Origin of the sequence: Parafannyhessea umbonata (assembly GCF_900105025.1) — a bacterium.
GTDB classification, from domain to species: Bacteria; Actinomycetota; Coriobacteriia; order Coriobacteriales; family Atopobiaceae; genus Parafannyhessea; species Parafannyhessea umbonata.
This window is the reverse complement of the sequence record NZ_LT629759.1, coordinates 2,012,713-2,030,930: the sequence shown is the minus strand read 5'-3', so window position 1 is coordinate 2,030,930 and position 18,218 is coordinate 2,012,713. Positions and strand designations below refer to the sequence as shown.

Below are 18,218 nucleotides of genomic sequence, written 5' to 3'. Positions count from 1 at the left end.
GAAAGAGTGGCGTGAGAGCAGGGCGTCCCTACCAGGACGTCCTGTTTTCGTCCGTAACGGCAAGTGTCTGGTGGTCCACCAGGTAGAAGCCCACGAGCTCCTCATCGCCCTCGCCGTTGGGATACGTGCGTTCCGGCACGAGCTCCTGCGCCGTGCCGGAAGGCTGCTGTGACTCGCCGTTGTCTCTCAGCTCGTACCCGACTTCGACGGTCTTGCCGTTCACGGTTTGACTTTGCGTGCCCAGACTTGCATATGCATGGCCCTTGGCATCGTAGTCGAGCGCAGGCTCGCTTGCGCCGGGTACGACGCCCTGCTCTTGCAGATACCTTGCAACCGCGCGCATCTGGTCTGAGAGTGCGGACGCACTGTCGGCGTCGGGCGTGCCCAAATCGGACGCGTTGGAGCTGATTGGATCTGAAGAGGCGTCTTCAGGTTTCGTTGCGGACGTCGAGCTATCGGTCGTACCAGTGCCAGCGTCGCTGCTGTCTGCAGTCGTCTTGCGTTCTGCCTTGGTGTCATAATCCTGCGCTGGCGACCACTCTTGCATCACGATGAAATCGCGCGTGCGCCAATACGTGGTGGAACGAGCTGCACCGTAGCCGTTTTCCATGTCGAGCGCGACGTAGTCGTATGGGCGTCCGTCGGCCGAATCGCTCCGTACGCCGCGCGCGATGATCCGCTCTGTTCCATCCGTCGCGAAGATCGTCCCAATAGCGACAACAAGCGCAAGACAAGTGACAGCCATGACCACAAGGCACGAGCCCACGACTTGTGCGACCTTGCGTCCGCGCGTTTGCGGTGCATCCTGGCGCATGCGCCACCGGGCGAGAAGAACGACGCCCGCGATTGCGAGCGCCACCATGAACGTCGAGGTCAAGAGTCCTGCTACGGTCTGATATCCCAGGCGCAGGCGCCAACTGTCCGTGGCGTCGACCCCGGTGGCGGCGCCTGCGAAGAGAAGACAGTGCGCCAGCATGACGGAGAGCGAGACTGCCAAAAGCGGTCTGCGGCGGCGCGGTTGCAGCGCGCTTGCGCAGACGTCGCGCATGGCTGCGTCCTCAGGCGCGCGGCCGTCCGCGGCGTCTTGCGCCCAGCCAAGGACCACGTTATCGGGCGGGAAGCCTGCGTTTTTCTCGCCCGTGATGCCCGCGTAGCGGATTGCCGCGTTGTGGGCGTCTTCTTGCAGCTGGATTGCCGTGACGGTCTGTAGCAGGTACAGGAGCTTTAAGCGGTTGGGGTTCAGGCGGGACGTGTCTACGCGTGCGAGGGCGTCGCCGGCTAGGTGGGGCTGCCCTCTGAGGATGTCTAGCCGCGCAAGAGCGAGCAGGAACCGCGGCGTGGTGCCTGCGGAGCGGCGACCCTTTCGAAACACGCGCAGCACGTAGTCGTGGCGAACGTTTGGCTCCAGGCGGAGCGACGCGCGGCCGAACGCCGCGCCAGCGGCATACTCGAGGCCGCGCCCGAGGACGAGTGCAGAAAGCGTGATGCAAAGGATGGCCGTGATTGCGGCGCCAAGCGAGGTGGCCGCCCACCAGGTTGTGCACCATGCGAGACCGGCAAACGCGAGCGCCGCCGCCGCGACGCGCAGGAGGATGACCGTGGCGAGGGCGCCGTCCGCAAGCCTGCGGCCGCGGGGATCGTACGGATAGTCGCGCGGGAGGGGAGTGCCAAGGTCGTAGGGACTTGCGGTTTCGCGTGCGCAACTTGCAGCTGCCTTGCGCGCGTCTTTCCGCGCGTCACCACCGTGCATGGCACAACCTCCCGACCTTTGCGCTGGTTACAGACCCTGTGGGGGCTGCGGCGCGGGGCTCGCGTCCTTCTCGCGCGGCGCGGTGTGCGTCACGTGCGCACCCTGGGCCTTGCGTCGCTTGCGCTGTTTGGGGCGCGCTGCGGAAAGGCGCCGGCCACCGTCAAACGTGATGTCGCCCCAAGCATACAGGAACGGGACGGCCACGATCAGGCAGAAAAACGCCTCGAACAGCGCGCCCGCGTCGCTGAGAGGCGTGTCCCACGCGGCGTGGCTCAGCAGGGGCACAAGCAGGAGCAGGAACCCGCGCACGCGGCGGCGCTGGCAGAACAGCAGCCAGATCGCGACGGCCACGAGCGCCGTGTACGTCCAGTGCGAGACGAGTGCGCCGGAGATGCGGTCGTCGAGCGTGAACGGCACCGCCGTCTCGAACCCGTGGTGCCCGGAGGCGATCTGGTCCTCAATGTAGCCGAGGTCCTCGGACAGCTGGAAGCCCATGCCCACGCACATGCCGCCCACGAGCCAGTCGCGCCCCTCGCGACGGCCGACCAGCCTCAGCACCGCCACCACGGTGAGGAGCTTGAGGGTCTCTTCCACCAGCGGCGCCTCGATGGCGTCGCCCCACGTGCTGACAAAGGACTTGGACGCGAGCAGGTGCAGCAGGTCGTCTGCGCCGGCGTTGAGCTCGCCGGCGATCCAGCCGGGAACAAACAGGCCGCTCGCGAATGCCAGCACCACGAGCCAGCGTGGCACGCCCGCGCGCATGCGCGTGTAGCGCACGAACAGGAAGAACGGCACCAGGTATATGAGCAGGAGCGAGAAGCACAGCAGCATGGTCTGGTAGTGCTCCGCGAGCTGCGGCGCGTGGTGGATGGTGCCGCGGTCCATGTTGCCAAACTCCGCGAACGGTCCCACGAGGAACAGGAACAGAAACGCGGCCAGCCCCACCCACCAGTGGCGGCTGTGGTAGCCAAACGGGTTGCGACTAAGCGTCGCCTCGCTTCTTGATGTCATGAACGTGCCTCTTTACGTACGAATCGCCAAACTTCGGCCCCGAGGCGGGGCCGAAGACAGGCTGGCACTTAGTTGGGCCGCGGGCAATGCCCGCGCGCCAAATCGTCGCAATAACGATGGAATCGTCACGCGCGCGTGGCCGCTAGCGTGACGACGCTCTCCACGTGCTTTGTGTGCGGGAACATGTCCACGGGCACCGCGGACTCCATCGCATAGCCGTGCTGGCGGAGAAGTGCGAGGTCGCGTGCCTGCGTCTTCACGTTGCAGCTCACGTAGACCACACGGCTGGGGGCGAGGTGCGCCACGCCCGCCAGGAACTCCGGCGTCGAGCCTGCGCGCGGCGGGTCCATCACCACCACGTCGAACCCGGCATCGCGCCTGCCACGAGCGACGTCCTCCATGTAGGCCGTGGCGTCCGCGCGTACAAACTCGCAGCTGTCTGCCAGACCGTTTGCCTTGGCGTTGCCGCGCGCCATCCGCACGGCGCCCGCCACCTGCTCCACGCCCACTACGGTGATGCTTGCGCCCGCGGCGCGCGCCTGCGACGCCGCGCAGATGCCGATGGTACCGCAGCCACAGTACGCGTCCAGCACACGCATACCGTCACGCAGCCGCGCGCCGTCCACGGCCAGCTGGTACAGGACCTCCGTCTGACGGGGGTTCGTCTGATAGAAGCTCGTGGGGCCAATGCGGAACGTGCAGCCCAACAGCGCGTCCTCCATGGTGCCGGGCCCCATGAGCGTGCGGCACTCGCGCCCCAGGATCGCGTTCGTCCGGCGCTGGTTCACGTTGAGCACGATGGACGTGACCTCCGGGTGCAGCCGCGCCATGCGCCGCACGAACTCGTCCTCGCGCGGCAGGCGCTGCCCGTTTGCGACCACGGTCAGCAGCACGTCGTCCGTGGCGTACCCGCAGCGCACGACGGCGTGGCGCAGCGTGCCGCGCCCGCGGTCTTCTTGGTACGGGCGTATGCCCAGCTCCTGTGCCACGCGCGCAACGTCCTCCAGGATGCCGCGCGCCCTGGGGTCCTCAACCAGGCAGCTGCCGCACGCCACGATGCGGTGCGTGCCCGCGCTATAGAAGCCGGAGCGCACGCGCCCGCCCTTGCCGGGCGCAAACGGCGTCGCGGCCTTGTGGCGGTACGCAACGGGCTCGTCCATCCCGCGGATTGCCCCCACGGAGCACCCGTCCTCCCGCGCCATGCTGCCCAGCAGCCCCTCCACCAGCTCCTGCTTGCGCCGGAGTTGGATGGGGTACGGAACGGCAAGCCACTCGCAGCCGCCGCACGACTTTGCGATGGGGCAGGTGTAGGTCTTGTAGCCCATGTAACCTCGCGAACGTACGTGGTCCCTGCGGGCGCGCGCCCGCGTTCTTCTCTGCAATTGTAGCGGCGAGCCGGGTGAGAAGGACCGCGGCCTTTGCCCGGATGTGTGCGGGACGTGCGCGTGCCGTCGGCGTCCAACGGCGCACTACCGCTTGGAAACGTTTTGGGACATCTTAAGGTAGCAAGCGGTAACCCGCGGGCTAACTATTGGATAATTGCGCCATCTACTCTGGACTCGCAAGGGTCTGGGTCGTGGCCGCGGCGGTGCGGCCAATCTGCAAAGGAGGAGTGATGACCGAAGGATCTGAGGAGGGCGCCCGGCCTCGAAGCCGCGTCATGCGCGCGGCGGTGGGCGCGGCGCTGGGGCTTGTGCTCTCGCTGGGTTCCGCAGCGCCTGCGCTCGCAATACCCGCGTACAACCAGCCGGTGAAGGTCGCGCAGCCCGACGGGTCGACGGCGAGCATCACGACGCACGGGGACGAGTGGTTCCACTACGCCACGAACTCCGCCGGCGTGGTGGTGCAGCAGGACCCGGACAGCGGCGCGTGGCGCCAGGTGGTGGGCTCCGGATCAGGCCTCGCGTTTGGCTCTGACGCGCAGGCCGCCGCTGATGCCGGCGCCATCGGCGCGGACGCGCTTTCCGGCGACGCGGCCCGCGCGGCGTACTACCAGCTGGGCGGTCACACCTACTCCGGCAAGACCGGAAGCGACGCGACGGCGTCCGCACCGATCACCGTGTCCCAGGTGAAGAAGACCCAGGGCACGGCCGCCCCGAAAAAGCTGATGAGAAGCGCCGCCCCCAAGACGAGCACCTCGCTTCCTCTCCTTACCATCGTGGTGGGCTTCAAGGACGAGCCGTACCGCGACGGCTATGACTGGAGCAAGACGTTCTTTACGGGCGAGTACAGCGTGTCGTCTCTGTACGCCACGTCCTCCGAGGGCAAGTTCACCTGGCGCCCGGCGGAGGAGTCCAGCGCGTACGGCAACGGTGGCAACACGAATGCGGCCGACAGGGCAAACGACGGCGTGGTGCACGTGACGCTGGACCGCGACTACGGCAACCCCGACCCGTTCACGCCAGGCAACGCGGACTACATCGCGGACATGCAGGAGGCCGTGAAGGCTGCGGCCCAGTACGTGGACTTCTCGCGCTACGACACGAACGGCGATGGCAAGATCGAGGCGAACGAGCTTGGCCTGGGCGTCGTGTTCGCAGGCTACGAGGCCGCGACGAGCTCCATTCCCGAAGGCCACCACGGCATCTGGTCGCACCAGTACTCCTTTACGGAGGAGACGGGCACCCCGTATGAGGTGACCTGCGCAAACGGCAAGACGGTGGGCGTGGACCGCTACATCGTGCAGTCCGAGAGCGAGTCCATGCAGGCGGGAGAAGAGCACCAGAGCGGCATTGGCGCCCTTGGTCACGAGCTGGGTCACTTCCTGGGGATGCCGGACCTCTACTCCACGACGTCCGACAGCGGCAAGTGGGACTATTACTCCACCATGTACCTCTCCATCATGGATTACGGCTCGTACGGCAAGACCACGGCGGGCGAGTACCGCCCGACGTTCTTCGACCCGTACGACCGCTACCTGCTGGGATACATCACTCCCGAGGAGATCACGAAGAGCGGCACCTATACGGCGACGTCCGAGACCGACCCTGTCGGCTACAAGTGCTACGCCATCCACGTGAGCGACGATGAGTATTACCTGATCGAGAACCGCCAGTACGCGTCGTTCGATGCCGGCATGGAGCCCATGTACATGAACGGCGACAACACGATCAGGAACCCGACGGGTGGCATCGTGGTGTGGCACGTTGACAACGGCGTCGCGACGAAGTGCGGGTACCCCGGCATGCCCGGCGTCGAGGCCGGCCTTGCCAACACGGTGAACGTGAAGACGCACCGTCCCGGTGTCATGGAGAACTACTTCGAGTGGTCCGCGGGATCGCCAAACCTGTACGCGCCGTTCCTTAACGCGACGGAGCACGCGGCCTACGGCGCGAGCAAGCTCTCGCTCTACAAGGGCTCCGACGACCCCGCAGCGAAGACGGACACCGGCATCAGCGTCTATTCCACCGACGAGGGCTCGACCTCGATGAAGTTTGTGGTCAGCTTCCCGATGAGCATCACGAAGCAGCCGGTGGGTGCGGAGTACAAAGTTGGCGACGAGGCGACGCCGCTTTCCGTCGAGGTTGCGAACGCTACAGGCAACGTCACGTACACGTGGGAGAAGTCCACGGACTCCGGCGCGACCTGGGTTGGTGCCCGCCCCGCGGCAAAGGCTTCCGCAACTGCGGCGAAGGCGCGTGCGGTGGCCGATGGCGCCACGCTGACGCCCGACACCTCGCACGCGGGCACAACGCAGTACAGGGTCACCGTGACCGACGAGGGTGGCCACAAGGTGACGTCCAAAGCGGCGACGGTGAAGGTGACGTCGACCCTTGCGCTCGAAAAGCCGAAGGACGTCACCTACAACGGCAAGGCGCAGCGCCAGCCCGTGATTGTGAAGGATGCGAAGACGGGCGAAGCGCTCAAGGAGGGCACCGACTATACGCTTGCGTACGACGGCGATCTGATGAACGCTGGCAGCGTCACCGTGACCGCGACCGGGACGGGCAACTACGAGGGCACGGCGACGGCGTCCTACCAAATCGAGAAGGCCCCGCTTACGGTGAAGACCGAGTCTGCCACCACGACGTACAACGAGAAGGTCCTGACGGCGAAGGGCACGATATCCGGCCTCGTGAACGGAGAGACGGCAACTCTCAACGTGACGGGTGGCCAGAAGGAGGTCGGCACCTCCCAGAACGCCGCGGTCATCGTGTGGGATGGCACGGCAAAGGAGTCCAACTACGACGTGTCGTATGACCTGGGCACGCTCACGGTGAGAAGTGCCGACACTCCGGCAACTAGCGCCTCTGGCAAGGCGCCGTCCGCACCCGCGGGCAGGGCCACGTCCGTCGTGGGCAGGGCCGCGAAAGCTCTGCGCTCCGTGTTGCCGAAGACGGGCGACGTCAACAACGCCACAGCACCTGCGGTGCTTGGCGCGCTCGGCGCCCTGACGGTGACGCTCGGCCTCGTACGTCGTCATCGCGAGCACAGGGAGTAGGCGCGACGTGCGCATCGCATGAGGCGAGCAACCTGAGGCGAGCGTCTAGTACGACACGTGTATGTGGCGGGGAGGGTTGCCTGGGCGGCCCTCCTCGTACGCGTGTGGTGGGGACGAAGCCACGGGCGTGCCGCGGGAAAGGGCCCGCGTTCTTCTCGACCGCGCGATTTGTGGCGGCTGAGGCAACATTTGTTGTCAATCGTGCGTGTATGTACGTTGCATGGCGATTTGGGTAGTAGTAAGCTAGGCAAAGTTTTTGAATGGGAGTCGAAAACTGGGGCAGTGCCCGGGACTCCCGAAAGAGAGGAAGTGCCTATGCAGTCCAAGATCGCGCACGCTGCGGAGCGCAAGGCCTTCAGCGTGGTGCTCGACAAGATTATTGCGAGCGCCTCCGGCGAAGACCGCGAGAAGAACATCGACCATCTGATCGACATGGCGGAGAAGCTCCTGAAGGACACCTCGCCCGGCGCCATCCGCGGCCTGAGGAAGGGCCTGCGCCCCGGCTCCAAGTGGGAGAAGTTCCTGTTCAGCGTGATCGACGAGACCGATCCCCACGTGCTGAAGACGGCAATCCTGAACGGTGGCTACGAGGCGGCGTTCCGCGGCCTGCGCAACACCACCGCCAACGCGGACAAGTACCAGTGCAACGTGCCCTGGATCATCCTGTTCGACCCGACGAGCGCGTGCAACAAGCACTGCGTGGGCTGCTGGGCCGCCGACTACGGCAACCGCCTGAACCTGACGTACGACGAGATGGACAGCCTGGTGAGCCAGGCCGAGGACCTGGGCACCCACCTGTTCATGCTCACGGGCGGCGAGCCGCTGGTGCGCAAGGAGGACGTGCTCAAGCTGGCCGAGAAGCACAACACCAGCCTGTTCAACATCTTCACGAACGCGTCTTTGGTGGACGACGCCTTCTGCGAGAGGGTCCAGAAGCTGGGCAACATCGTGTTCAGCGTGTCGCTTGAGTCCTACGAGCCCAGCGTGAACGACGGCCGCCGTGGCGACGGGTCGTTCCAGGAGGTCATGGACGCGTTCGACCGCATGCACAAGTATGGCCTGCTGTACGGCACCTCCACGTGCTACACGCGTGCGAACACCGAGCGCGTGAGCTCCGACGAGTTCTTCAAGCTCCTCATCGAGAAGGGCTGCCGCTACGCCTGGTACTTCCACTACATGCCCGTGGGCGAGGGCGCGAACGCGGACCTCATGCCTACCGTGGAGCAGCGCGAGTACATGTTCAACCGCATCCGCTGGGTGCGCTCCGTGGGCGACGAGGGCTACCCCATCTTCGCGATGGACTTCCAGAACGACGGCGAGTTCGTGGGCGGCTGCATCGCCGGCGGCCGCGTGTACTGCCACGTGAACGCCCGTGGCGACGTGGAACCGTGCGTCTTCATCCACTACTCCAACGCGAACTTCAAGGAGAGCGGCAACTGGCTCGAGTGCCTGCACCAGCCCATCTTCCAGGCGTACCGCGCGCACTACCCCTGGAACGACAACCTGCTGGAGCCGTGCCCCATGCTCGAGAACTCCGGTCTGCTGACGCAGATCGTGGACGAGGCGGACGCGAAGTGCACCGAGTACGTGACGCCGGAGTCTGCGGCGGACGTGTGCGCACGCACGAAGCCGTACGCGGAGGCGTGGGCGCCGAAGGCCGAGGAGCTGTGGCTGAACATGTACCCCGACGGCAAGAAGCACTACGAGGACGCCATGTCCCAGGAGAAGATCTCGGTCAAGGCCAAGGTCATCGCCGAGGAGGACGCCCAGAACGAGGCCGTCGTCGACTAGCGTTCGGCCGACTATCGCCTGACGTCCGCTCGCCAGGAGCGGCATGACCCCTGGGGGTTTCCTAGGGGAGAAGAGCAACGCCCGGGACCCGGTGCCAGCCATGGCGCCGGGTCCTTCTCGTCTTGGACGCATCGTGCGGCGTTACGTGTGGTGCGCGGCGATTTAACATGCGCCTATCAGGTTCTGTAGCGCCTCGGTAACATGCGCGCGGGAATCTTGTGCCGTACGGTGCGATCAGAGTGGAGGCAGCATGGCAGACGGCGTAGATTCCCTCATGTACGACCTTGGGGCCGGCAAATCGGCCATCCGCGAGGTGTTCGAGCAGACCATGGAGCTCAAGCAGCAAGGCGTGACCGACTTTTGGGACTACTCCATCGGCAACCCCAACGTGCCCGTGGCACCGCAGGTGACGGAGGCCATTCGCGAGGCGCTTGAGGACTACGAGTCCGTCGACCTGCACGGATACCCGCCCAACAACGGCTACCTCACCACGAGGCAGGCCGTGGCCGCAAACCTCAACCGCCGTTTTGACGCGCACGCCCGCGCCGGCGAGATCGCCATGACCGCGGGCTGCGCGGGTGCCATCAGCTCGACCATCGCCGCGACCACCAGGGCCGGCGAGGAGGTCATCATCCCCACGCCGTACTACGCGGAGTACCGCATGTGGGTGCAGGCGTGGCACTGCAACGTGGTGGAGGTCCCCACGCAGAGCGAGACCTTCCAGCTGGACATCGACGCGATCGAGGAGGCCATCAACCCCAAGACGCGCATGGTCATCATCAACACGCCAAACAACCCCACGGGCGCCGTGTACACGAAGGACTCCATAATCGCGCTGGCCGCGCTGCTGCGCCGCAAGTCGAAGGAGCTGGGGCAGACCATCTACCTGCTTTCCGACGAGCCGTACCGCGAGATCGTCTACGACGGCAAGCAGAACCCGTGGGTCGCGGCGTACTACGAGAACACCATCGTGTGCTACAGCTGGTCGAAGTCGCTCTCGCTCGCGGGCGAGCGCGTGGGCTACGTGTGGGTGCCTGGCACCGTGCGCCACGCGGAGCGCGTGTACGATGCGATCCTGGGTGCGCAGCGCGTGACCGCGACGGTCATGAACAGCCTGTTCAACCGCGTGTTGGAGAGGTGCGTGGACCTTCCGGCCCCGTGGAGGAGTATGCGCGCAAGAGGGACTTGCTCTATGGGGGCCTCACGGACATCGGCTACGACGTGGTGCATCCCGACGGTGCGTTCTACCTGTGGGTTCGTGCCCTGGAGCCTGACGACGACGCGTTCCAGGCACGTGCGGCGAACGAGCAGCGGCTCTATGTGGTGGGCTCGCGCGACTTTGCGTGCAGGAGCTACTTCCGCCTGAGCTACTGCGTGAGCGACGAGTGCATCAAGACCTCGCTCCCGGCGTTCCGGAGGCTGTTCGAATCGTACGGCGGCTACGTCTGGTAGCGTCCACGGAGCGGCAGACGGCGTTTGCCCGATGAATCGCTCGGCATACCGTTGCTTATGGGTATGGTGATTCCACGACGCTTTATGCGTGGCTCGTTATAGCGCGGTGGCTCGCCGTTGCGACTTCGGCGAGGCCTCCGCATGATGCGGCTCGAGGAGGAACCATGGCTACAAGCACTGGGAAAGTGAAGAACCTCGCACTCGTGGGCCAAGGCGGCGTGGGCAAGACCATGCTGGCCGAGGCCATGCTCCACCTTTCGGGCAAGACGTCCCGCCTGGGTGGACACGCCGGCACCAAGCCCACGCTTGACTACGACAGCGAGGAAAGCGAGCGCGGTTTTTCCATCTCCACTACGATCGCCCCGGTAGAGTGGGAGGGCACGAGGATCAACGTGCTCGACGCGCCGTGCTACCCGGACTTCGTGGGTGACGCGTACGGAGCGCTCGCCGCCGCGGAGACGGCAGTCTTCGTGGTGGACGCCGCGTCTGGCCCCGGCACCATCACCACGCGCCTGTGGTTTGCGGCCGAGGACCTGAACATCGCCCGCGCGCTCTTCATCAACCGTCTTGACAGGCCCGATGCCGACTGGGACACCGCGCTCCTGACCGCCCAGGACCGTTATGGCAACCGCCTTGTGCCCGTGACGATGCCCATGGGCTCCGGAGAGGCGTTTGGCGGCATAATCGACGTCGTGCACATGAAGGCGCGCCACCTTGTGGACGGAAAGCCCGTGGTGGAGGACGTCCCGGCAGACCTGCAGGAGACCGCCGAGGCCGCGCACGCGCAGCTGGTGGAGCTTGCGGTCGAGGCCGACGACGAGCTGATGATGAAGTACCTCGACGGCGAGGAGATCACCCAGGAGGAGCTCGAGGGGCTGTTGGGCAAGGCCATCACCAACCGCGTGATCGTCCCCGTGTTCGCAGGCTCCTGCGTGCGCGAGGAGGGCGTCATATCGCTCATGAGCGACGTGGCAGAGTGGTTCCCGACCATGGCGGACTACGGTCGCGTGCCACTGGTGAACGGCGAGGAGCTCGACATATCGCCTGACGACGACCGCCCGGTGGCCTTCGTGTTCAAGACGCTGCAGGACCAGCAGAACGGCAAGCTCTCGTTCGTGAAGGTACTCGCGGGCACCATCACGCCCGGCACCGAGCTCATCAACGCGCGCACCCGCAAGAGCGAGCGCCTGGGCCACCTGTACCAGATGTGCGGCCACGACATGCAGGACATGAAGTCCGTTGCGTCTGGCGACGTGTGCGTGGTGCCGAAGCTGGACGCCATGACCGGCGACACGCTCTCCGTCACGGGCAAGGTCGAGGCGGCGGAGTTCCGCTTCCCGAACTCCCTGTACCGTGTCGCCATCGAGCCGGACGCGCGTGGCAGCGAGGGCAAGGTCTACGCGTTCTTGGAGAAGGCCGCGGACGCCGACCCCACGATCTCCGTGTCCCGCGACGAGGAAACCGGGCAGACCGTCATATCCGCCATCGGAGAAGCGCAGGTCTCCGTCCTTCTGGACCGTCTTGAGGAGCGCGCCGGCGTAACGGCCCACACCGTGAAGCTCGCCATTCCGTACCGAGAGACCATCCGCCGCGTTGCGAGCGCCCAGGGCCGCCACAAGAAGCAGACCGGCGGTGCCGGCCAGTACGGTGACTGCTGGCTGCGCGTGGAGCCGAACCCCGGCGCTGGCTACGAGTTCGTGGACGAGGTCGTGGGCGGCCACGTGCCAAGGAACTTCATCCCCGCCATCGACAAGGGCGTGCAGGAGACCATGAAGGACGGCGTGCTCGCCGGCTTCCCGATGATCGACATCAAGGTGGCCGTGTACGACGGCTCGTACCACCCCGTCGACTCCAACGAGATGGCGTTCAAGACCGCGGCGCGCATTGGCTTCCAGAAAGCCGTGGCACAGGCCGAGCCCGTGCTGCTTGAGCCCATGGCGCACCTGAGCGTGACCGTGCCCGACAGCTACGCGGGCTCCGTGATGGGCGACATCAGCGCCTCGCGCGGCCGCGTCGAGGGTATGAACGCCGCGGCCGACGCCGCGGAGAGCGGCTACACCACAATCGACGCGACGGTGCCGTACGCCGAGGTGACCGACTACGCGACGCGCCTGCGCTCGCTCTCGCGCGGCACGGGCGAGTTCGAGCTGGAGGTCTCGGGCTACGAGCAGGTGCCGCACGACGTGCAGCAGAAGCTCGCGGAGGAGTACCAGGAGAAGCGCGCCTCCGGCCAGAAGTAGCGTCGGAGGTGGCGCGGACGTGCGTGGGGCGTGAGGCCCCGCGCGTGCCGTGACGACATGAGGTGAGGGCTGGGCCCCCGGCGCCGTGCGCGCTGGGGGCCCGCCGCGTCGCGGCGGGTACGGGACTCCCGACGCGCGGGGTGCGAAAAGGTTGCCATTGGCTTAACGTGCCGGCTGCGGCGGGCGCACTTCTTGCCCGCTGGGGTACCATGCGCTCACGAGCGACTACGAAGGAGGGCCCATGACCGAGATTCCCGCCGGCTACTCGTCCGAGCTGGACACCTACGACACCCAGCGCGCCATCGAGCGCATCAAGCACATCTTCCTGGCGAAGCTGTGCGCCGCGCTGCACCTGGTGCGCGTGACCGCGCCTCTGGTGGTTGACCCCGCTACGGGCGTGAACGACAACCTGAACGGCGTGGAGCGGCCCGTGCGCTTTGACGTGCCCGCCATCGGCAAGGACGCCGAGGTGGTACAGTCGCTGGCGAAGTGGAAGCGCGTGGCGCTCAAGCGCTACGACTTCAAGGTGGGCAAGGGCATCGTGTGCGACATGAACGCCATTCGCCGCGACGAGGAGCTGGACAACCTGCACTCCATCTACGTGGACCAGTGGGACTGGGAGAAGGTCATCGACGTTGACCAGCGCACGCCGGAGTACCTAGAATCCGTGGTGCGCCGCATCGTGACGGCTATATGCGGGACGCTGGACGAGCTGAAGTGGGCGTACCCCCAGCTGGACGTCGAGCTTGAGCGCGACGTGACGTTTGTGGGCGCCCAGGAGCTGGAGGACCTGTACCCGGACCTCGCGCCCGAGGAGCGCGAGCAGCGCTTCGTGCGCGAGCACCACACGACGTTCGTGCGTGGGATCGGCGGCAAGCTGCGCAGCGGGAAGCCGCACGACGGCCGCGCGCCGGACTACGACGACTGGGACCTGAACGGCGACCTGCTGTTCTGGGACGAGACGCTCGGTCGCGCGCTCGAGGTGAGCTCCATGGGCATCCGCGTGAGCCCGGAGTCGCTGGACCGCCAGCTGACGCTTGCGGGCTGCGACGACAGGCGCGAACTGCCGTTCCACAAGGCGCTCTTGGCCGGTGAGCTGCCGTACACCATAGGCGGGGGCATCGGCCAGAGCCGCCTGTGCATGCTGCTTCTTGCGAAGGCCCACGTGGGTGAGGTGCAGGCCTCGATCTGGGACGATCAGACGGTGGGCGCGTGCGAGGCGGCGGGGGTCATGTTGCTGTAGCGGCGGCGGCTTTTCTCGCCCGATGCGCGACGCGCCAGATGTCGTATCATCTTGCTGTCTAGGCGACGAGGTGCGTCTTGCACGACAACGAGGGCGCACTCGCAAACGAGAGGGGTCTCCCATGCTAAGCGCAGTTAGGATAAAGCCCGACGTCTATTGGGTCGGCGCCGTCGATTGGAATGCCCGCAGCTTCCACGGCTACAGCACCGAGGACGGCATCACGTACAACGCGTACCTGATTCTGGACGAGAAGGTCACGCTGATCGACACGGCGAAGATCACGTTCAAGGACGAGCTGCTTGCCAGGATCTCGAGCGTCATCGACCCGTCGAAGATCGACATCTTGGTGTGCAACCACGTCGAGATGGACCACTCCGGCAACGTGCCGACCATCAAGGAGCTGAACCCGAACGTGCGGATCCTGGCGTCCGCGCCGCAGGGTGTGAAGGGCCTGACCGCGCACTACCACGACCTTGGCTTCGAGGGCGTGAAGACCGGCGACACGCTCGAGATCGGCAAGCGCACGCTGACGTTTGTGCAGACGCCCATGGTGCACTGGCCGGACAACATGGTCACGTACGACGCCTACGACAAGATCCTGTTCTCGAACGACGCGTTTGGCCAGCACTTTGCGAGCTCGACGCGCTTTGACGACGAGAATGACCTGGGCGAGGTCATGAAGCAGGCCCGTAAGTACTACGCGAACATTGTGCAGCCGTACCGCATGCAGGCCACGAACGCCGTGAAGGCCGTGCGCAAGCTCGGCCCGGACGCCATCGACATCATCGCGCCCGCGCACGGCGTGTGCTGGCGCAGCCACGTGGCGGACATCCTGGACGCGTACGAGAACGTGTACACCTCTGGCAAGCTGGAGGAGAAGGCGCTGGTGGCGTACGACTCCATGTGGGGCTCTACGGACAAGATGGCCCACGCGATTGCCGACGGCTTTCTGGCGGCCGGCGTCCCGGTGCGCCTGATGGACGTGAAGTGCACTCACATTTCCGACGTGATGGAGGAGTTCCTGGACTGCAAGTACGTGGCCATGGGCTCTCCCACGCTGAACAGCCAGATGATGCCTCCGATGGCGGAGCTGCTGACGTACATGAAGGGCCTCTCGCCCAAGAACGAGGGCCGCGTGGGCATCCCGTTTGGCAGCTACGGCTGGGCGCCGCTTGGCCCGAAGAGCATCGCGTCCGAGCTTGAGGGCGTGGGCTTCGACCTGCCGCTCGGCACCCTGGCCTGCAACTGGATTCCCGACCAGGCCTACTTGGACGATCTGCGTCAGAAGATCGTGGACCTGGCGAAGTAGGCGGGCGGCCGAGACTGGATTGACCGTGCATGGCTGAAGTGACGGGCGGCTTCCGCGACGCGGATGCCGCCCGTTGTGGGAATTCGCCGCAAATACGCAGCGTTCCCTCGCGTGCAATGCGGATAACGGCCTCTGCGCGGATGCGGCTCGGGTAGAATTGTCACTACTGCGGCCCAAGCCGCACCGCGCCGCATCCGGCGGCGCTTGGCATCTGGCTAGGAGGTTGCGCGGACGCGCATGGACATAGCACTCTCGATTATCGTCACGTTCCTGCTCACACTGGTCAACGGATACTTCTCGATGTCCGAGATGGCGCTTTCGACGGCGAAGAAGGTGCTTCTGGACCACGAAGCCGAGGAGGGCGACCCAAAGGCGGCCAAGGCCGCGGAGGTCATCGACGACCCCACGGGCTTCCTCGCCGCGATTCAGGTTGCGATCACGCTCGTCGGGTTCTTCTCGTCCGCGTTTGCCGCGACGAACCTCTCCGGACCGCTCGCGGGGTGGCTCGAGGGGTTCGGCATGTCTACGGGCGGCGCAAACGCGCTGGCCACGGTGCTCATCACGCTGATTGTCTCGTACTTCTCCATCGTGGTGGGCGAGCTCGTGCCAAAGCGCATCGCCATGAGCGAGGCCGAGAAGGTCTCGAAGAGCGTGGCCGGTCCCATCGGCGGGTTCGCGAGGGTCGCGCGGCCGCTGGTCTGGCTCACGGGCGCAAGCGCGAACGGCCTCGCGAGGCTCATGCACGTGAAGAGCCCGGAGGACCGGCAGGACGTGTCCGAGGACGAGATCCGCTACATGGTGACGGACTCCGACGAGCTGACGGACCAAGAGAAGTCCATGATCCACGACGTCATCGACCTGGGCGACGCCATCGCGCGCGAGGTCATGGTGCCGCGCGTGGACATGACGCTCATCGAGGACACGGCCACGCTGGGGGAGGCCCTGGACGTGATGCGCCGCACCGGCTATTCTCGCCTGCCCATCTACCACCGCTCCGTGGACCGCGTGGTGGGCATCGCGCACATCAAGGACATCATCGACCCCATCCTGAACGGCGCGAAGGACGAGCCCATCGTTCGCCACATGCGCGAGGCGGACTACGTGCCCGACACGAAGGACATCATCCCGCTTCTGTCCGAGATGCAGACCGCGCACGACCAGATGGTCATCGTGGTGGACGAGTACGGCGGCACGGCCGGCATCATCACGGTGGAGGACATCGTGGAGGAGGTCGTGGGCGAGATCGAGGACGAGTTCGACCCGGACAACAAGTACCTGACGCAGCTTTCCGACAGGGAGTGGCTCGTGGACGGCAGGTTCTCCATCGACGACGCCATCGAGCTGGGCTGGCCCATCGAGGACAGCGAGGAGTACGAGACGATAGCCGGCTTCGTTCTTGAGCTTGCGGACAAGCTGCCGCGCCCCGGCGACGTGTTCCACAAGGACGGCTACACGTTCCGCGTGCAGTCCATGCGCGGCCGCCGCCTGGCCATGCTGCGTGTGACGGCGCCGGAGCCCAAGCAGGAGCCCGCGGACGACGCAAAGGACGCAAAGGACGCGCGCCGCGCCAAGGGCGAGAAGGACGCGACCACGTCCGACTGACGCCCGGCCACAAACGTGGCGCCTTTTGCGCAGCTACACGCAAGACCCGCGTGCCGCGCGCCAGTTTTACTACAATGAGAGTCACGTTCGAGTGAATACAGGCGGAAGGTCAAACCCGATGGCACAGCTCATGGACATCCAGCGCGTAGAGATTGGGCCAGAGAACCTCACGGCGCGCGTGCGCATGGCGGACGGCGCCCCGCTCATGACGAGCGAGGACCTGCAGGGCACCACGCGCGTCTATCGGCTGCTTCCGCACATCATCGAGCACGCCTGCCTGGGCGACGCCGGCGACACGTTCAAGGCTTGCATGGGCAACACCGAGCTCGCGCACCTGCTGGAGCACGTTACCGTTGAGCTCCTTGCCCAGACGGACATCGCGGGCGATATCACGTCTGGTCGTACGTTCCCCATCGAGGGCGACCCGCGCAGCTTTGACGTGGAGATCTCCTGCAAGGACGACGTGCTCACCGTTGCGGCGCTGCTGAGCGCGGTGTGGATTCTGGACTGGGCGTACACGGACGGCGGCGACCCCGTGCCTGACGTGGACGCAACGGTTGACGGCCTCAGGAACCTTGTTGCGTCGCTTGGTGACGAGCCGGGCACCTCTTACAAGGAGAAGGTCAAGGGCGAGATCCTGGCCGATGTCCAGCGCGAGTACCAGGAGGCGCTCGCCATGCGCGAGCAGGAGATTGCCCAGCGCGAGGAGGAGATCGAGGTCGCGCGCTCCGAGGCGGAGGCTGCGGCCCGCGAGCGTGCGGAGGAGCGTGCCCGCGAGCGCGCGAGGCTCGAGGAGGAGCGCCGTCGTGCCGAGGAGGAGGCGCGTGCAGCGCAGGAGGCCGCGCGCCAGGAGGAGGAGCGTGCCCGTCGCGAGCAGGAGGAGGCTGCGGAGGCCGCCCGCCGCGCGGAGGAGGACCGCCTGTTCGAGGAGGTCGCCCGCGAGGCCGAGCGCCGCACCACCGTGCTCATGCCGGATGAGGGCCGCGAGTCGCCGGAGGCCGTGCAGGCCTCGCGCGACCTGCCTGACGCCGCCGTCATCGAGTGGCAGCCGAAGGACGTCGCGCCCGAGCCGCAGGCAGAGCCCGAGGCCGATGCCCCTGCGCCCGCCGCGGGCGAGAAGGACGCAACCGCAACGTCGGAGTCCGCGCCTGAGCCCGAGCCGGAGCCCGAGCTCGAACCCGAACCCCGCTACGCGGCCCCGTGGGAGGACGAGCCCGAGCGGCCGGCGGCACCTACCAACGCGGAGCCGCTACCCGACGCGGCGGACACTTCGGGGAGCGAGGGGCATATTCCCGGTCCCCAAAGGGTACGATAGAGAAAACCTGCGCAGGCGGCGTCCTACGGTCACCACGTGTGCGGTAGTGCAAGGCTCGTTTGGA

11 protein-coding genes and 1 pseudogene are annotated in these 18,218 nt (G+C 66.2%); 9 read left to right on the top strand and 3 right to left on the bottom strand.

Features of this window, described 5'->3' with window-relative positions:
* Positions 1–28: 28 nt before the first annotated feature.
* The 3 genes from BLT96_RS09120 to rlmD form a co-directional block, all read right to left on the bottom strand.
* A complete protein-coding gene (locus tag BLT96_RS09120; protein WP_090863737.1) occupies positions 29–1,750 on the bottom strand; it encodes a hypothetical protein in 1,722 nt (573 codons plus the stop codon).
* A gap of 27 nt (positions 1,751–1,777) precedes the next feature.
* A complete protein-coding gene (locus BLT96_RS09115) occupies positions 1,778–2,761 on the bottom strand; it encodes a PrsW family intramembrane metalloprotease (RefSeq protein WP_090863735.1) in 984 nt (327 codons plus the stop codon).
* A gap of 125 nt (positions 2,762–2,886) precedes the next feature.
* Positions 2,887–4,086, bottom strand: a complete 1,200-nt coding sequence (gene rlmD, locus BLT96_RS09110) for a 23S rRNA (uracil(1939)-C(5))-methyltransferase RlmD (RefSeq protein ID WP_090863732.1) — start codon at positions 4,084–4,086, stop codon at positions 2,887–2,889.
* Between the two features lie 290 nt (positions 4,087–4,376).
* On the opposite strand from rlmD, the gene BLT96_RS09105 reads away from it, so the two are divergent.
* The 9 genes and pseudogenes from BLT96_RS09105 to BLT96_RS09070 all read left to right on the top strand — a co-directional run bounded on the left by BLT96_RS09105 (position 4,377) and on the right by BLT96_RS09070 (position 18,154).
* Entirely contained in the window at positions 4,377–7,202 is a 2,826-nt protein-coding gene (locus BLT96_RS09105) for an immune inhibitor A domain-containing protein (RefSeq protein ID WP_090863730.1), read from the top strand.
* 315 nt (positions 7,203–7,517) lie between these two features.
* Positions 7,518–8,993, top strand: a complete 1,476-nt coding sequence (locus tag BLT96_RS09100) for a radical SAM protein (protein ID WP_090845357.1) — start codon at positions 7,518–7,520, stop codon at positions 8,991–8,993.
* Between the two features lie 250 nt (positions 8,994–9,243).
* Positions 9,244–10,029: pseudogene (locus BLT96_RS09095) on the top strand (aminotransferase class I/II-fold pyridoxal phosphate-dependent enzyme); the annotation flags it as partial.
* Positions 9,933–10,445, top strand: coding sequence for an aminotransferase class I/II-fold pyridoxal phosphate-dependent enzyme (locus tag BLT96_RS10990; RefSeq protein WP_419185599.1), 513 nt, complete (start codon positions 9,933–9,935; stop codon positions 10,443–10,445). The pseudogene BLT96_RS09095 and the gene BLT96_RS10990, both read left to right, overlap by 97 nt.
* 164 nt (positions 10,446–10,609) lie before the next feature.
* Positions 10,610–12,685 carry an elongation factor G gene (locus BLT96_RS09090; protein ID WP_090863726.1) on the top strand — a complete coding sequence of 692 codons (2,076 nt, stop codon included), beginning with the start codon at positions 10,610–10,612 and terminating at the stop codon, positions 12,683–12,685.
* A 241-nt stretch (positions 12,686–12,926) separates the two neighbouring features.
* Positions 12,927–13,928 carry an aspartate--ammonia ligase gene (gene asnA / locus BLT96_RS09085; RefSeq protein WP_090863724.1) on the top strand — a complete coding sequence of 334 codons (1,002 nt, stop codon included), beginning with the start codon at positions 12,927–12,929 and terminating at the stop codon, positions 13,926–13,928.
* Positions 13,929–14,049: 121 nt separating this feature from the next.
* On the top strand, positions 14,050–15,237 hold the full coding sequence (locus BLT96_RS09080) for an FprA family A-type flavoprotein (RefSeq protein WP_090863722.1): 1,188 nt from the start codon (positions 14,050–14,052) through the stop codon (positions 15,235–15,237).
* Positions 15,238–15,474: 237 nt separating this feature from the next.
* A complete protein-coding gene (locus BLT96_RS09075; protein ID WP_090863720.1) occupies positions 15,475–16,839 on the top strand; it encodes a hemolysin family protein in 1,365 nt (454 codons plus the stop codon).
* A 118-nt stretch (positions 16,840–16,957) separates the two neighbouring features.
* On the top strand, positions 16,958–18,154 hold the full coding sequence (locus BLT96_RS09070; protein ID WP_090863718.1) for a cyanophycin synthetase family protein: 1,197 nt from the start codon (positions 16,958–16,960) through the stop codon (positions 18,152–18,154).
* Positions 18,155–18,218 lie beyond the last annotated feature (64 nt).